We start from the raw sequence: 15,734 nt of genomic DNA, 5'->3' as shown, positions 1-15,734 counted from the left end.
GGCGCCAGCGTGATGCCTGAATGCATGACGGCGACATAGAGGCCGTCCATGCCCTCGCTGCGGCCGATGATCGGAAAACCGTCGATCGGCGTCGGCCGGTAGCCGACGGTGTGGAAATCCAGCTCCAGTCCGTCACCGCCGCGCAGCATGGCTTTCAGGGCCGCAAACAGGTCGCGGGCGGTGACTTCGGCATCCATGCCCGGGTCGGCGCCGCCAAAATCCGAGCCGGCGATGATGCGGCCCTCCGCCGTCTGGCGCATGTGCAGCCGCTCGGCCAGCACCAGCCCGTTGAGCAGTTTTGTATAAGGCCGCGAATGGACGATCAACCCGGGCGGCGTCTCGATCGGCAGGTTGATCCCGGTTGTCGCGGCGATAGCCGGTGAGCCGACGCCGGCCGCGATCACCACCTCGTCGGCGGCCATCAGGCCATGCGATGTATCAATGCCGGTGATCTGGCCGCCGGTCTGGACCAGCGCCGTCACCGTGCTGAAGATGATCCGCGCGCCGCGCCGTTCGGCGTCCGCCAGCAGCGCCTTGGCGGAGGCCACCGGCTCGGCGACACCCTCTTCTGCGACATGCAAGGCGACGTCCGGGAGTTCGGCGAGATTGGGCTCGATGCGCGCCACGCCAGCGCGGTCGACGCGCTTGATGCCGTAGCCCCAGGCGGAGTGCTGGGCGGCGTAGGTTTCCATTGCAGCCGCCGACAGGTCCCAGCACAGGCCGCCGCACCAGCTGAGCGGAATTTCAGGTAGGTCCCGCGCCAGCCGCGTCCATTCCGCCATCGCGCGGGTCCGCAGCCGGAAATACGGCTCCGGGTTGCCCCAGCTTGCATTGATCCAGGCAAACGAATTCGGTGTTGCGACGCCGCCGGCGGCGCTGTCGGCAATGACCGTCACCTGCGCCCCTGCCTCGGTCAGATGCCAGGAGATGGAGGCACCGATGATGCCGGCGCCGATGACGATCACCTGTTTCGCCACGGTCATGCTCGCTCCTCTGCCTAGCCATCCCTGCGGATCACCCAAGTGCCATCCCGCCGGTCGCTTGCCAACATCGACCATCGCAAATAATGCACCTTGACATCAATACGTACGTACGTATTATTCAGTCATGGCTAGACAATCACTCCGCGAAAAACTCCTGGACGCTGGTTTCCGGACCATCTGGAATTCAGGCTATGCCGCTGCCGGCGTACGCGACATCGTTGCCGCGGCCGATGCGCGGCCGGGTTCGTTCACCAACCATTTCGCGTCCAAGGAGGAATTCGCCGGCGAGGTGCTCGACCGCTACTTCGCCTATGTCAGTGGCCTGGTCGAGGCAGCCCTTGCGCAGGACGGGACGCCGCCCCTCGGCAGGCTGCGCCGCTACCTCGATGTCATCACCTCGAAGCTCGAAGCGCATGACTGGGCGCGCGGCTGCATGATCGGCAATCTCAGCCTCGAAACCGCAGTGCACAGCGAACCGCTGCGCTTGCAGCTTGTCGCCATCTTCGAGCGTTGGCGCCAGCCATTCGCGGCCTGCATCGCCGATGGCCAGGCGGCCGGTGACATTACCCGGGCTTTCGATGCTGACGACCTCGCCGACTTCCTGCTCTCGTCCTGGCAAGGCGCCATGCTGCGCATGAAGGTCGAGCGCAGCCCCGCGCCGCTCGAACGCTTCAAGAAAATCATCTTCAGCACAGTCTTTGCAAAGGAGCCGATCCAATGAGTTTGAACGCCGACAAGCCGCAAGCCGGCTCCACCGCCTTGCGGCGCGAGGAAATCGCCGTGCTCGATTCGACCATGTCCTATGTCGAGGCCGGCGCGGCCGGTCCGACCGTGCTGTTCCTTCATGGCAATCCGACCTCATCCTACATCTGGCGCAACATCATCCCGCATGTCGCGCCCCTAGGTCGCTGCATCGCACCGGACCTGATCGGTTACGGCCAGTCCGGCAAGCCCGATATCGATTATCGCTTCTTCGATCACGTGCGCTATCTCGACGCCTTCCTCGATGCGCTCGACATCAGGGAAATGGTGGTTGTCGCGCAGGACTGGGGCACGGCACTTGCCTTCCATCTCGCGGCGCGGCGGCCGCGCAGCATTCTCGGCCTCGCCTTCATGGAATTCATCCGGCCCTTCGAGCGCTGGGAGGATTTTCACCAGCGTCCGCAGGCCCGCGAGCTGTTCAAGGCGCTGCGCACGCCCGACATTGGCGAAAAGCTGGTTCTGGAAGACAATGTCTTCGTCGAAAAAGTGCTGCCGGCCTCGGTGTTGCGCACAATGAGCGACGAGGAGATGACGGCTTACCGGGCGCCGTTCCCGACACCGCGATCGCGCAAGCCGGCGCTGCGCCTGCCCAGGGAATTGCCGATCGAGGGCCAGCCTGCCGACGTTGCCGCCATCAGCGAACATGACCATCGCGCGCTGCGGCTTTCCACCTATCCGAAACTGCTGTTCGCGGGCGATCCAGGTGCGCTTGTTTCGCCGCAAGCCGCACGCGAATTCGCCGCCGGGCTGAAGAACTGCCGGTTCATCAACCTCGGGCCCGGCGCGCACTATCTGCAGGAGGACCATGCCGACGCGATAGGCGAGGCCATTGCTGGCTGGCTTCCGGAGATCGTTCAGGCGGGCCAGATGAACGAGTTGGCCTGAGCGAGCCACGGCAACCGGCGGCGTCAGCGCCGCCGGACCGGTCGACAGCCCGGCACTGCGCTGCTAGAAGCCCGGCCTGTCACACGGAAATCCTGAACAATGCCTGAAGCAATAGAAGAAGAAGTGGCGCGCCGCCGCACCTTCGCGATCATCGCGCACCCGGACGCCGGCAAGACCACGCTCACCGAAAAGCTGCTGCTGTTCGGCGGCGCCATTCAGCTTGCCGGCGAGGTCAAGGCCAAGAAGGACAGGATCCAGACCCGCTCCGACTGGATGAAGATCGAGCGCGAGCGCGGCATTTCGGTCGTCACTTCGGTGATGACGTTCGAATATGAGGACAATGTCTTCAACCTGCTCGACACGCCCGGCCACGAGGATTTCGCCGACGACACCTATCGCACGCTGTCGGCGGTCGACAGCGCGGTCATGGTCATCGACGCCGCCAAGGGCATCGAGCCGCGCACGCTGAAACTGTTCGAGGTCTGCCGGCTGCGCGACATTCCGATCATCACTTTCGTCAACAAGATGGACCGCGAAAGCCGCGATCCGTTTGAGATTTTGGACGAGATCGAACAGAAGCTGGCGCTGGATACAGCACCGATCACCTGGCCGATCGGTCGCGGCAAGACGTTTTCCGGCACCTATCACCTGGCGCTGAATGCGGTGCGCAAGGGCGACGACGAGAAGGAGCGCACGCCGGTCAACGGTCCCGATTCCAACCGCGTCGCCGGCCTGTTGCCGGAGAACGAGCGCGAGGCCTTCATCGAGGAGCTGGAACTGGCGCGCGAAGCCTGCCGTCCGCTCGACATCGACGCCTTTCGCGAGGGCCATCTGACACCGGTCTATTTCGGCTCGGCGCTGCGCAATTATGGCGTCCGCGACCTGATCGAGGCGCTTGGCGCCTTTGGGCCGCCGCCGCGCGCGCAGGAGGCCGATGCCCGCAAGGTCGAGGCGACCGAGGACAAGATGACGTCCTTCGTCTTCAAGATCCAGGCCAACATGGATCCCAACCACCGCGACCGCATCGCCTTCGTCCGCGTCTGCTCGGGCAAGCTCGAGCGCGGCATGAAGGCCAAGCTTGTGCGCACGGGAAAGCCGATGAGCCTGTCGGCGCCGCAATTCTTCTTTGCCCGCACCCGCGTCACCGCCGACGAGGCGTTTGCCGGCGACGTCGTCGGCATCCCCAACCACGGAACGCTGCGCATCGGCGATACGCTGACCGAGGGCGAGGAGATCCTGTTCCGAGGCGTGCCCAACTTCGCCCCGGAAATCCTGCGCCGCGTCCGCCTTGGCGACGCGATGAAGGCCAAGAAGCTCAAGGAAGCGCTGCACCAGATGGCCGAGGAGGGCGTCGTGCAATTGTTCTCGCCCGAGGATGGCTCGCCGGCCATCGTCGGCGTCGTCGGCGCCCTGCAGCTCGACGTCCTGAAGGAGCGGCTGAACTTCGAATACACGCTCCCGGTCGAGTTCGAGATGTCACGCTTTTCGGTCTGCCGCTGGATCTCGGCCGAGGACAAGGCCGAGGTTTTGCGTTTCATCGAGGCACATCGCGGCGACATCGCCCGCGACCTCGACAATGATCCGGTGTTCCTCGCCCAGCACGCCTTCTCGCTGAACTACGAAGCGGAACGCTGGAAGGCGATCCGCTTCGCCACGATCAAGGACTATCAGGTTCGCGACAAGGCGGCTTGAAGCGTTACTTTCGTTCTGCCGTTCACGGGGAGAAGGTGCCCGCAGGGCGGATGAGGGGCGACGCCGACCTCGATGATCAAAGGGCTCCAATGAACCTCCGGCCCTTCGCAGGCTCAGGGCGTTCGAAGCTCGAAAAGCCAAGCAATTGGCTTTTCGTCCGCTACAGCGGACCGCTTCTCACCCTCTGGCCGCTTCTTCGATCTTGGCGATGTCGATCTTGCCCATCTGCATCATAGAATTCATCGCCCGGCCGGCCTTGGCCCGGTCCGGATCCTGCAGCAGGCGCGGCAGTTGTTCCGGCACGACCTGCCAGGAAACACCGAACTTGTCCTTCAGCCAGCCACAGGGTCCTGGTTCGCCGCCACCCTCTGTGAGCCTGGTCCAGAAATGATCGACTTCGTCCTGCGTCTTGCAGTCGATCGACAGTGAGATCGCCTCGGTGAACTTGTATTGTGGTCCGCCGTTGAGCGCCAGGAACGGGACGCCGTCGAGTTCGAACGAGGCCACCAGCACCTTGCCCTCATCAGCGTGGCCCTTGGGCCAACGCGTCACGCTCAGCTCCTTCGAATTCTTGAAGACGGACATGTAGTGGTTCATGGCCTCCTCGGCCTGTCCGTCGAACCACAGGAAGGTGGTGATCTTTTGCATGAGTCTTTCTCCTTGTTTTCTCTTGGGGGATGAAGGAAGCGTCAGGCGGCGCCTCTTGCAGCGTCCTGAAGTGAAGCGAGATGAGCGTCGAGCTGGGCATAGCTCTCGGCCATGCCGCGGGTCATGCCGGTGCCGAGCGCGCCGTCGCGGGCCGCTTGCGAAGCGTAGAGCACCGTCTGCGTCAGCAGCGTCTTCCCACTCTGTTCGGTGAAGACCACCGTCCCGACGGTTTCGCCACCGGTCCAGTCCTCGTCGAACAATTCGGTGGCGACGATCCTGGCTGGACGCACTATCTCGCGATAGGCGCCGCTCATGCCCATGCTGCGGCCATCGCGGTGCTGCCAGACGTAGCGTGTGGCGCCGCCAACCCTGAGGTCGATTTCGCAGACCGCCAGCCGCCAGCCATCGGGGCCGTGCAGCCAGCCCTTCAGCAACTCGGGTATCGTCCAGCAGTCGAAGACCATCGGCCGCGACGCATCGAAGATGCGGGTGATCTGGACCTCGCGGTCGCTGGGCGTGGTCACCGTCAGCGTGGCGACGGTCGAACCGGGCAAGGTTGTGGTGCTCATGATGTTCCTCCTCATGTTTGCCAAAGGACGTGCGGCAGGCCCGTGATCCGACACAGGCCGCGATATTTCGGGCTATTGGTCGGTACTGTCGGGGACTTTCTCGGCCTTCATCGCGCCGAGCAACGCGTCGAGGCGCTGGAAGTTGCCTTCCCAGATCTTTCGATAACGCTCCAGCCAGTCATTGGCCTCCGCCAGCGGTTTTGCTTCGAGCCGGCACGGACGGCGCTGTGCGTCGCGGCCGCGTGAAATCAGTCCGGCGTTTTCGAGCACCTTGAGGTGCTTGGAAATCGAGGGCTGGCTCATCGCGAAAGGCTCGGCGAGTTCCATCACGGATGCTTCGCCCTGGATGAGCCGGGCAAGAATGGCGCGGCGCGTCGGATCGGCGAGTGCGGCAAAAGTGGCGTCCAGCTGGTTCATCGGGCATCCATAGCCAAATAGGTATATACCTGATTGGCTATATACAGGCAAACGCCGCTCGTCAACCGCACATCCGGATTTCGTGGCGCATTGCAAAATTGTGGCCAGACCAGGCTTGCGCGTCTATAAGGCCTGCGGTCCGAATTCAGCGCCGCCACGCTCCGCATGGAGCGCAGCAAGCCAGCCAAGGAAAATTCATGCCTGCCTATCGTTCCCGCACCACCACCCATGGCCGTAACATGGCCGGCGCTCGCGGCCTCTGGCGCGCCACCGGCATGAAGGACAGTGATTTCGGCAAACCGATCATCGCGGTGGTCAACTCCTTCACCCAGTTCGTGCCGGGCCATGTCCACCTGAAGGACCTCGGCCAGCTGGTCGCGCGCGAGATCGAGAAGGCCGGCGGCGTCGCCAAGGAATTCAACACCATCGCCGTCGATGACGGCATCGCCATGGGCCATGACGGCATGCTCTATTCGCTGCCGTCGCGCGAGCTCATCGCCGATTCCGTCGAATACATGGTCAACGCGCACTGCGCCGACGCCATGGTCTGCATCTCCAATTGCGACAAGATCACGCCCGGCATGCTGATGGCCAGCTTACGCCTCAACATCCCGACCGTCTTCGTTTCCGGCGGGCCGATGGAAGCCGGCAAGGTGGTGCTGGCCGGCAAGACGCAGGCGCTCGACCTGGTCGACGCCATGGTGGCGGCCGCCGACGACAAGATCTCCGACGACGACGTCAAGGTCATCGAACGTTCGGCCTGCCCGACCTGCGGTTCCTGCTCGGGCATGTTCACCGCCAATTCGATGAATTGTTTGACCGAGGCGCTTGGCCTGTCACTGCCGGGCAACGGCTCGACGCTGGCCACGCATGCCGACCGCAAGCGCCTGTTCGTCGAAGCCGGCCACCTGATCGTCGATCTCGCCCAGCGCTACTACGAGCAGGACGATGAAACCGCGTTGCCGCGCAACATCGCCTCGAAGGGTGCCTTCGAAAACGCCATGACGCTCGACATCGCCATGGGCGGCTCGACCAACACCGTGCTGCACATCCTGGCCGCCGCGCATGAAGGCGAGATCAACTTCGATCAGGATGACATCGACGCGCTGTCACGCAAGGTGCCGGTGCTGTGCAAGGTGGCTCCGGCCAAGGCGGATGTACACATGGAAGACGTCCACCGCGCCGGCGGCATCATGGCGATCCTCGGCCAGCTCGACAATGCCGGCTTGATCAATCGCGATCTGCCGACCGTGCACACACGCACGCTGGGTGAAGCGCTCGACCATTGGGATATTTCGCGCTCGACCAGCCAAAGCGTGCGCGATTTCTTCCTCGCCGCGCCTGGTGGGGTGCCGACGCAGGTTGCCTTCAGCCAGGACCGCCGCTGGGACGTCCTCGACCTTGACCGCGAGAAAGGCGTCATCCGCTCCGTCCAGCACCCCTTCTCCAAGGATGGCGGCCTTGCCGTGCTGAAAGGCAATCTGGCGCTCGACGGCTGCATCGTGAAGACCGCCGGCGTCGACGAATCGATCCTGAAGTTCACCGGTCCGGCCCGCGTGTTCGAAAGCCAGGACGCCAGCGTCAAGGCGATCCTGGCCAACGAGATCAAGGCCGGTGATGTGGTCGTCATCCGCTATGAGGGGCCGCGCGGCGGCCCCGGCATGCAGGAAATGCTCTACCCGACCAGCTATCTGAAGTCGAAGGGGCTGGGCAAGGCCTGCGCGCTGGTCACCGACGGCCGCTTCTCCGGTGGCACCTCCGGCCTGTCGATCGGCCATGTCTCGCCGGAAGCCGCCGAGGGCGGTTTGATCGGCCTGGTGCAGGAGGGCGATACGGTCGAGATCGACATCCCGAACCGTATCATACGCCTCGCGGTCAGCGATGCTGAACTCGCCAGCCGCCGGGCGGCGATGGAGGCCAAGGGCATTGCTGCCTGGAAGCCCGAGGAAAAGCGCAAGCGCAAGGTGACGACAGCCTTGCGCGCCTACGCCGCTATGGCGACCAGCGCGGCCAAGGGCGCGGTCAGATTCGTGCCGGACTAGGGTTCGGCATTTTCCTTCTCCGACAGGGGAGAAGGGAGAGCCGCGCGCCGGACGGCACTGAATGTTCTTTCAAGCGGGATGACGACGGATGGATTTCGACCTTATCGTTCGCGGGGGCACGCTGCCTGATGGCAGGGTCGCCGACATCGGCATCGTCGGCGAGACGATCGCGGCGATCGAGCCGAAGCTCGATGTCACTGCCGGCACGGCAATCGATGCCAGTGGCAATCTGGTCTCGCCGCCCTTCGTCGACCCGCATTTCCACATGGATGCAACGCTCTCCTACGGCATCCCGCGCATCAACGCGTCGGGCACCCTGCTCGAAGGCATCTCGTTGTGGGGCGAGTTGAAGCCGCTGCTGACGCATGAAGCCGTGCGCGATCGCGCGCTAGCCTATTGCGATTGGGCGGTGTCGATGGGTCTGCTCGCCATCCGCACCCATGTCGATGTCTGCGATGACCGGCTGCTGGCGGTCGAGGCGCTGCTTGAGGTCAAGAAGACGATCTCCCCGTATATCGATCTGCAATTGGTCGCCTTTCCGCAGGACGGGTTTTATCGGTCGCCGAGGGCACGCGACAACACCATCCGCGCGCTCGACATGGGCGTCGACATTGTCGGCGGCATCCCGCATTTCGAGCGCACCATGGCCGACGGAACGCGCTCGGTGACGGAGCTGTGCGAGATCGCGGCCAGGCGCGGGCTGATGGTCGACCTGCATTGCGACGAGACCGATGACCCGCTGTCGCGCCATATCGAGCAGCTTGCCTATGAGACGCAGCGTCTGGGTCTGCAGGGCAAGGTCGCCGGCTCGCATCTCACCTCGATGCATTCGATGGACAATTACTATGTCTCGAAATTGCTGCCGCTGATCGCCGAGGCGGGTGTTTCGGCGATCCCCAATCCGCTGATCAACATCATGCTGCAGGGCCGCCACGACACCTTCCCCAAGCGCCGCGGTATGACCCGGGTGAAGGAGATGCAGGCGCTGGGCATCCGCGTCGGCTGGGGCCAGGATTGCGTGCTCGATCCCTGGTATTCGCTCGGCACCGCCGACATGCTCGACGTCGCCTTCATGGGCCTGCACGTCGCCCAGATGTCGAGCCCGGCCGACATGGCCCGCTGCTTCGACATGGTTACCAATGTCAACGCGTCGATCATGGGGCTCGACCATCTCGGCCTGGCGGTAGGCAAGCGCGCCAGCCTGGTCATCCTGGATGCCGGCAATCCGATCGAAGCCCTGCGCCTGCGCGCCGAACGCCTGTGCGTCATCGCCAGGGGCAAGGTAGTGGCGCAGCGGACGAAGCAGGACACCAGGCTGTCCATCCTGGGCAGACCAGCTCTGGTGACCCGCAGGCACCTGACGCCGCATCAGGCCCAATAGAACAGGCCAGACCCAGCCGATTCCCGGTTCTGGCCTTGCGGATTTCCGGATTTCTCCTCGTCAATGAAGCCGCTTCGGTCTACGACGCGGCTCTAAATCAAAGAGATAGAGCATGATGTCGTCCGAAAACCGCTTCACACTTTTCGGCATCATGCTCTAGGGAGGAATCGGGATCGGCATGACGCAGCCCGTGGCGCAGAATTCCACAATCAGGAACGTGCTTCTGGCCGGCATCCTGCTGATGCTGGCCGGCGATTTCCTGTTTGCGCTGAACGACGCCATGGGCAAGTGGCTGGTCGCCAGCTTCTCGGTCGGCCAGGTGGTGCTGATCCGTTCCATCGGCGCGTTCTTCGTGCTTGGCCCGATGATCGCCCACCAGGGCACGGCCAAGCTGTTTCACATGGAGCGCCTGGAGCTGCAGCTGCTGCGCGTGGTGATGACAACGCTCGACACGGCACTGTTCTATGCCGCCGTCGTCTACCTGCCGCTTGCCGACGTGATGAGCTTCTACATGGCCGGACCGATCTATGTCGCGGCACTCTCCCATTTGTTGCTTGGCGAGAAGGTCGGCTGGCGCCGCTGGATGGCGATCCTGCTCGGCTTCTGCGGCGTGCTGATCATGCTGAAACCGTCCTCGGCGGCGTTCTCGTTGTCATCGAGCTTCGCGCTCGCCGGCAGCATTGCCTTCGCCTTCGCCATCATCCTCAACCGGCGCCTGCGCGGCACCAGTGACACCAATCTGGTGACATGGCAGACCATCGGCACGATGGTGGTCGGCGGCGTGCTAACCGTCGGCGCCTGGCAGACGCCGTCGGCGCTCGATTTCGGCGCCATGCTGCTGCTCGGCATCGTTTCATGCGGCGCGCATCTGATGATCACCAGGGCGCTCAAGCTGGCCCCGGCCTCGACGCTGGCGCCGCTGCATTACACGCTGCTCCTGTGGGCGGTGGTGTTCGGGCTGGTGTTCTTTGGTGACGTTCCCGGCCCGCGTATCCTGATCGGCTCAGGCATCGTCGTTCTCGCCGGCCTGTTCATCTTCCACCGCCAGAAAGTGGTCGACACCACGGTGCCGCCCGAAAACGTGCCGAAGGGCGTCAATTAGGTTTCTAACCCAGGCGGATCGCCGCCAGGTGTCGTGAAAACTCCGGCGTCTCCATCAACGCCTTGCAGCGCGCGAAACGCCCGTCGGCATAGGCGCGGAAGTCGTCGACCGGATTGCTGTTGGCAAGCTGGATCAGTCCCCACAATGTCCACAACAGGTCGCACATCGCCTTGTAGATGACGATTCGCCCGCGCTCGGCCGCTCTGGCCTCGCCGCCAAAATAGGCGCGCATCATCTCTTCGTCCTGCGCCGTATCGAATTTGCCTTCCACGCTGAGGTCGCCGAGATCCCAGAGCGGATCGTTCATGCCCGAATATTCCCAGTCGACGATCCACATCCGCTCGCCTGTATCGAGAAAGTTCTCGCACAGCGGATCGCAGTGGCAGGCAGCGAGGGGCAAGGGATGGGCGGCCAGCGCCGAGCGCACGCTCCCGGCCTCGTGCACCACGTCATGATAGCCGACCGGCAAGGCGACGTCCTTGGTCGACAGCACCTTGAGATAGTCGTCGATCATCGCAAACAGTTCGAAGCGGAAGGGAAACACCGCGCCGGAATGGTGCAGTTTGCGGAAAGCCTCGCCGGCCCGCGCCGGACTGCCAGGCCGAACCTTGAATTTCTCCGGCGACATCGTCTCGGCGCCGGCGATGAAGCGCGTCACCATGACCCCAGTGGCGGGATCGACATGCAGCACCTCGGGACTGACCCCCGCCTTTGCCGCTTCGCGCGCCGCCACCGCTTCATTGGCGCGATTGATGTATTCCTCGGTGCCCTTGCCGGGAATGCGCAGGCAGAACTCGCCCGCCTTGAAGACCAGATTGGTGAGGCCGCCGAGCCGTTCGAGCGACCCGGTGTAGCCGGCCAGCATGGGAATGGTGGCCAAGGAAATGTCGGCAAGTGCCGCACGCGCTTCGTCTGTCACCATGCCTGCGCCCCACGCTGTTATTTGTCGCGGCGACGGTTCCACAATTTTCGTGCTTTGGCTATCATGCGATGAAAGACCGATTGGTGGATAGGACAAAAGTGGCGCACAGCAAACATCGGGGCCCGCTTGCCGCGGCCTACGCGGCGAAACGGCCAGAGGACGTCGCGGCACTCTATGACCGCTGGTCGCAGACCTATGACGCCGACATGTCGGCCGCCGGCTATCGCCATCCGACGATCTGCCTTGCCTTGCTGGCCCGCCATCTGCCGCGCGGTGCCGCACCGCTGCTCGATGCGGGAGCCGGCACCGGGCTCATCGGCGAATGGCTTGATATAACAGGCTACCCCTTGGTCGAGGCGCTCGACATTTCGGAAGGCATGCTGGCCCAGGCCGCCCGCAAGGGGGTCTATTCGGCGCTGCATTGCCTGGCGCTCGGCGGCAAGCTGCCGTTTGCCGACGATGCCTATGCCGGCATCATTTCGGCCGGCGTCTTCACCTCCGGCCATGTCGGCGCCGAAGGGCTGGATGAGCTGATCCGCATCTGCCGGCCGGGTGGTATCATCGTGCTGACGGTCAAGAACACGCTGTGGGAAGCCGGCTTTGCCGCGCGCATCGCCGAACTCGAAGCGCAAGGCCTCGTCACTCGCATCGAGGAAACGCGTCCTTACGTCTCCATGCCGGGCGAGGCCGGCACCGTGCCGAGCCGTGGTCTCGCCCTGCGCGTCACCCGATCGACGCTTTGACGCTGTTCTACATTTTTACCCGGGCGGCTGTCGGATCGTACATCGGCTCGAGATGGATTTGGGCCGGCGTCCGCTCCATCGCCACGACCAGTTCATAGTCGCCCGAGGCGAGAAAATCGTCGCTCACCCCGTCGGCGTTCCGCACATAGCCGTAGCCGATGTTCTGGCTCACGGTGTAACCATAGCCACCGCTGGTAAGATAGCCGACCGGCTCGCCATTGCGCAGGATGGTCTCGCGGCCGAGCAGCACGATCTCTGGGTCAACGACGGTGAAGCCGGCAAAGCGTTTCTTCAGTGCCGCGCCGCTGGTCTTCTCGAGCGCGCGACGTCCAACGAAATCGGTGTTCTTGCGCAGCTTGACCGCCCAACCCAAGCCGGCTTCCTGCGGCGTGTCGTTGGGCGTGATGTCGGAGCCCCAGGCGCGATAGCCCTTTTCCAGCCGCAGCGATTCCAGGGCGCGATAGCCGACCGGGCGGATGTCATGCTGCTGGCCTGCCGCCATCAGTGCGTCGAAGACTTCGCCTGTCGCCGCGATCGGCACATGCAGTTCCCAGCCGAGTTCGCCGACATAGGTGACGCGCAGCGCCCGAATTGTGTGGCCGGCAATGGCAATCTCGCGCACGTGGCCGAACGGGAACCTGGTGTTTGACACGTCCGCTTCAGTCACGGCAGAAAGCACGTCGCGGGCCCGAGGCCCCATCAGCGACAGCGTGCCGAAATCCTCGGTGACATCGACAAGCGTGGCATCGAGCCCTTCGCCGATATGGTCGCCGATCCATGAGGAATCATGCGTGCGGAACCCGGTGCCGGTGACGATGTAGAATTTCTCCTCGGCCAGCCGCGCCACGGTCAGGTCCGCCTCGATGCCGCCGCGCGTGTTGAGAAGCTGCGTGTAGGTCAGCCGGCCGACCGGTTTGCTGACGTCGTTGGCGCAGATCCAGTCCAGCGCCTTCAGCGCGTCAGGTCCGCTCAGTTCGTATTTGGCAAAGGAGGATTGATCGAAGATGCCGACCTTCTCGCGCACGTGCCGGTGCTCGTCGCCGACTGCCGCAAACCAGTTCTGGCGACCCATCGAATAGACATCCTGCGGCTCGACGCCGTCGGGTGCGAACCAGTTCGGCCGCTCCCAGCCAAGCTTCGAGCCGAACACGGCGCGCTGCTGTTTCAGCCTGTTGTAAAGTGGTGAGACGATGCGCGGCCGCCCGCTGGCGTACTCCTCATGCGGGAAGCCGATCGTATAGTGCTTGCCATAGGCTTCCAGCGTGCGGTCGCAGACCCATTGCCGGTCGCGGTGCAGGTTGGAAAAGCGTCTGATGTCGACAACCCACAGGTCGAGCGGCGCTTCGCCGTCGACCACCCACTGCGCCAGCACCCAGCCGGCGCCGCCACCCGAGGCGATGCCGAAGGCGTTGAAGCCGGCGCCGACGAACATGTTGGCGCATTCGGGCGCCGCGCCGAGAATGAAATTGCCGTCCGGCGTAAAACTCTCCGGCCCGTTTATCATCTGCTTGACGCCGACGGTTTCGAGCGCCGGCACGCGCGCCATCGCTTGGCGCATATGCTGTTCGAAATGGTCGTAATCGTCGTCGAAGAGCCGGAACTCCCAATCGTCAGGCACATCCCCGGTCGTCCAGGCCTGCGGGTTTGGCTCGTAGCCGCCCATCACCAGCCCGCCGACCTCCTCCTTGAAATAGGTGCGCCGGTCCGGGTCGCGGATAGTCGGCGCGTCGGTCGCCAGTCCATCGATCTTCTCGGTGATGATGTACTGGTGCTTCACCGGCTGCAGCGGCACGTTGATGCCGGCCATCGCACCCACCTGCCGCGCCCATTGCCCGGCGCAGTTGACCACCTTGTCGCAAGCGATGTCGCCCTTGCTGGTCTTCACCATCGCGATGCGGCCGTCCTTCATCTCGAAGCCGGTGACGCGCACATCCTCGAACAGTGTGGCGCCATGCATGCGCGCGCCTTTTGCCAGCGACTGCGTGATGTCCGAAGGGCTCGCCTGGCCATCGGTCGGCAGCCAGGAGGCGCCGACGAGATCGCCGGTTTCCAGGAGCGGCCACATCGCCTTGACCTCCGCCGGCGACAGCAATTGCATGTCCATGCCGAAGCTTTTCGCCGTCGTCGCCAGCCTCTTGTACTCGGTCCAGCGGTCGGTATTGGCGGCGAGCCTCAGGCAGCCGGTCATCTTCCAGCCGGTGGCAAGGCCGGTTTCGGCCTCCAGCCCCTTGTAGAGGTCGACGGAATATTTGAGCACGCGGGTGATCGAGGCCGACGAGCGCAATTGCCCGACAAGGCCGGCGGCATGCCAGGTCGAGCCCGAGGTCAGCTTGCCCTGTTCGAGCAGCACCACATCGGCCTTGTGGTCACGCGCCAGATGATAGGCCGTCGAACAGCCGATGATGCCGCCGCCAATGACGACGATCGCGGCCTGGCTGGGCAATGTCATCATTTCTGTATCCCGTACTTCGTTCTGTAGTTTTCCAGCGCGGCTTCGAGCCGCGTCAGGTTCTCCTCGGTGTAGGCGACGTAGTCGATGCCGGGCGCGTCGAGGTAGAGTTCGGACACCATGCTCCACATCGCCTCGCGCAGCAGCGAGGCGCATTGCATGGCCGCGTGCGAGCGGCGGATCGCCTGGTCCGGCTCCTTCATGAAATAGGCGGTCAGGAAGGCAAAGGATTCCTCATCGCTCATGCCGGCATTCGAGGCGACGCCGGCAAGGTCGAACATCGCCGTGTTGAAACCGGCATACTCGAAGTCAATCAGCCACAGCCTGCTGCCGTCGTCTAGAATATTAGCCGGCAAAAGATCGTTGTGACCAAAGACGATCGGCAGCAATTTCTGCGCGCGCTCCAGTTCGTCAGCCAGCGTCAGCAGGCGCGGCAATTCGCTGCGCTTGCGGCTGCCGCCTTCTTCAAGCGTGCGCGCATAGTCGCGAATGACATGAAACACCCAGAACATGAAGCCGGCGCCGGAGACGTGATTGGGCATCTCCCGGTGGAAGCCGCGCATCAGCGCAGCGACACGACCAAGATTGGCGCGCACGTCCTGTGCAAGATAGGTTTTCGCACCAAGGTATTCCGTCACCAGGATGCCCGGTTCGGCATGGAGGACGGCTGGTGCGAAACCGGCGGCATGCGCCGCGCGTGCGGTCATCACCTCACGCTCGCGAAAGACATGATGGAACGGATAGTCCCTGCCGAAGCGCACGACGTGCTTTCCGGCCGCGTCCTTGACTACATAATTGGCGTTGCTAAGGCCTCCCGGCAACGGCGCAATCTCGATGCTGCCGGTCCAGCAGGGCAGGGCGCGGATGCGGTCTTCGGCAATCACGGAATCATCCCTGGTTTACTGAGCGTCGACTTTGCTGAGAGTCGACAAGGGCGCCATGGATAGCCCAACGACAGCGAGGAGAAACGAAAAAACCTCGTCGGTGCGAGACGCCAGGATCGGTATCCCGCACCGCACCGACGAGCCCCTTCGCCAGGTTTTTGACCCCGGCATCCGCCCCCGCGGATCTGAAAATTCCTTGCGCCAGACACGTTCAAAACTGCCTGGTCAGTGAGTTGCGGCTCTGCCATCACCCTC

Annotated in this window: 14 protein-coding genes; 7 read left to right on the top strand and 7 right to left on the bottom strand. The window is 63.7% G+C overall.

Annotation, left to right across the window (positions count from 1 at the left end):
- Positions 1–983: NAD(P)/FAD-dependent oxidoreductase (locus AC0ZT5_RS30360; RefSeq protein WP_488499435.1), on the bottom strand; the 983-nt coding region annotated here is incomplete at its 3' end.
- A gap of 124 nt (positions 984–1,107) precedes the next feature.
- Between AC0ZT5_RS30360 and AC0ZT5_RS30355 the strand changes: the two genes are divergently transcribed.
- The 3 genes from AC0ZT5_RS30355 (at position 1,108) to AC0ZT5_RS30345 (ending at position 4,322) form a co-directional block, all read left to right on the top strand.
- A complete protein-coding gene (locus tag AC0ZT5_RS30355; RefSeq protein ID WP_488499434.1) occupies positions 1,108–1,704 on the top strand; it encodes a TetR/AcrR family transcriptional regulator in 597 nt (198 codons plus the stop codon).
- Complete coding sequence (locus tag AC0ZT5_RS30350) at positions 1,701–2,630, top strand: haloalkane dehalogenase (protein ID WP_488499433.1); 930 nt, start codon at positions 1,701–1,703, stop codon at positions 2,628–2,630. Before AC0ZT5_RS30355 ends, AC0ZT5_RS30350 begins: the two co-directional genes overlap by 4 nt.
- Positions 2,631–2,729: 99 nt before the next feature.
- Entirely contained in the window at positions 2,730–4,322 is a 1,593-nt protein-coding gene (locus tag AC0ZT5_RS30345) for a peptide chain release factor 3 (RefSeq protein ID WP_457152767.1), read from the top strand.
- Between the two features lie 177 nt (positions 4,323–4,499).
- Here AC0ZT5_RS30345 and AC0ZT5_RS30340 read toward each other — a convergent pair whose 3' ends face one another.
- From AC0ZT5_RS30340 to AC0ZT5_RS30330, 3 genes are all read right to left on the bottom strand, one after another.
- The gene (locus tag AC0ZT5_RS30340) at positions 4,500–4,970 is read right to left on the bottom strand and encodes a VOC family protein (RefSeq protein WP_488499432.1); all 471 of its coding nucleotides are present in this window, start codon (positions 4,968–4,970) and stop codon (positions 4,500–4,502) included.
- Positions 4,971–5,011: 41 nt separating this feature from the next.
- A complete protein-coding gene (locus AC0ZT5_RS30335) occupies positions 5,012–5,539 on the bottom strand; it encodes an SRPBCC family protein (RefSeq protein ID WP_488499431.1) in 528 nt (175 codons plus the stop codon).
- Positions 5,540–5,611: 72 nt separating this feature from the next.
- Positions 5,612–5,956: an ArsR/SmtB family transcription factor gene (locus AC0ZT5_RS30330; RefSeq protein ID WP_477281882.1), complete on the bottom strand. Its 345-nt coding sequence runs from the start codon at positions 5,954–5,956 to the stop codon at positions 5,612–5,614.
- 197 nt (positions 5,957–6,153) lie between these two features.
- On the opposite strand from AC0ZT5_RS30330, the gene ilvD reads away from it, so the two are divergent.
- The 3 genes from ilvD (at position 6,154) to AC0ZT5_RS30315 (ending at position 10,481) form a co-directional block, all read left to right on the top strand.
- Entirely contained in the window at positions 6,154–7,998 is a 1,845-nt protein-coding gene (ilvD, locus tag AC0ZT5_RS30325) for a dihydroxy-acid dehydratase (protein WP_488499430.1), read from the top strand.
- An 88-nt stretch (positions 7,999–8,086) separates the two neighbouring features.
- Positions 8,087–9,379: an amidohydrolase family protein gene (locus AC0ZT5_RS30320; RefSeq protein WP_488499429.1), complete on the top strand. Its 1,293-nt coding sequence runs from the start codon at positions 8,087–8,089 to the stop codon at positions 9,377–9,379.
- Positions 9,380–9,557: 178 nt separating this feature from the next.
- The gene (locus AC0ZT5_RS30315) at positions 9,558–10,481 is read left to right on the top strand and encodes a DMT family transporter (protein WP_477281888.1); all 924 of its coding nucleotides are present in this window, start codon (positions 9,558–9,560) and stop codon (positions 10,479–10,481) included.
- A gap of 4 nt (positions 10,482–10,485) precedes the next feature.
- On the opposite strand, the gene AC0ZT5_RS30310 is transcribed toward AC0ZT5_RS30315, so the two are convergent.
- On the bottom strand, positions 10,486–11,403 hold the full coding sequence (locus tag AC0ZT5_RS30310) for a phosphotransferase (protein WP_488499428.1): 918 nt from the start codon (positions 11,401–11,403) through the stop codon (positions 10,486–10,488).
- 68 nt (positions 11,404–11,471) lie between these two features.
- Here AC0ZT5_RS30310 and AC0ZT5_RS30305 point away from each other — a divergent pair, with 68 nt between their 5' ends.
- Positions 11,472–12,146 carry a class I SAM-dependent DNA methyltransferase gene (locus AC0ZT5_RS30305; RefSeq protein WP_488499427.1) on the top strand — a complete coding sequence of 225 codons (675 nt, stop codon included), beginning with the start codon at positions 11,472–11,474 and terminating at the stop codon, positions 12,144–12,146.
- 7 nt (positions 12,147–12,153) lie between these two features.
- Here AC0ZT5_RS30305 and AC0ZT5_RS30300 read toward each other — a convergent pair whose 3' ends face one another.
- Both AC0ZT5_RS30300 and AC0ZT5_RS30295 read right to left on the bottom strand, forming a co-directional pair.
- Positions 12,154–14,595: a GcvT family protein gene (locus AC0ZT5_RS30300; protein WP_488499438.1), complete on the bottom strand. Its 2,442-nt coding sequence runs from the start codon at positions 14,593–14,595 to the stop codon at positions 12,154–12,156.
- The gene (locus AC0ZT5_RS30295) at positions 14,595–15,479 is read right to left on the bottom strand and encodes a phosphotransferase (protein WP_488499426.1); all 885 of its coding nucleotides are present in this window, start codon (positions 15,477–15,479) and stop codon (positions 14,595–14,597) included. The genes AC0ZT5_RS30300 and AC0ZT5_RS30295 overlap by 1 nt, the downstream gene beginning before the upstream one ends.
- Positions 15,480–15,734 lie beyond the last annotated feature (255 nt).

It is taken from the genome of Mesorhizobium sp. CNPSo 4670 (genome assembly GCF_057784235.1).
Note: the sequence above shows the minus strand (reverse complement) of the source record. Positions and strands in the feature narration are given on the sequence as shown.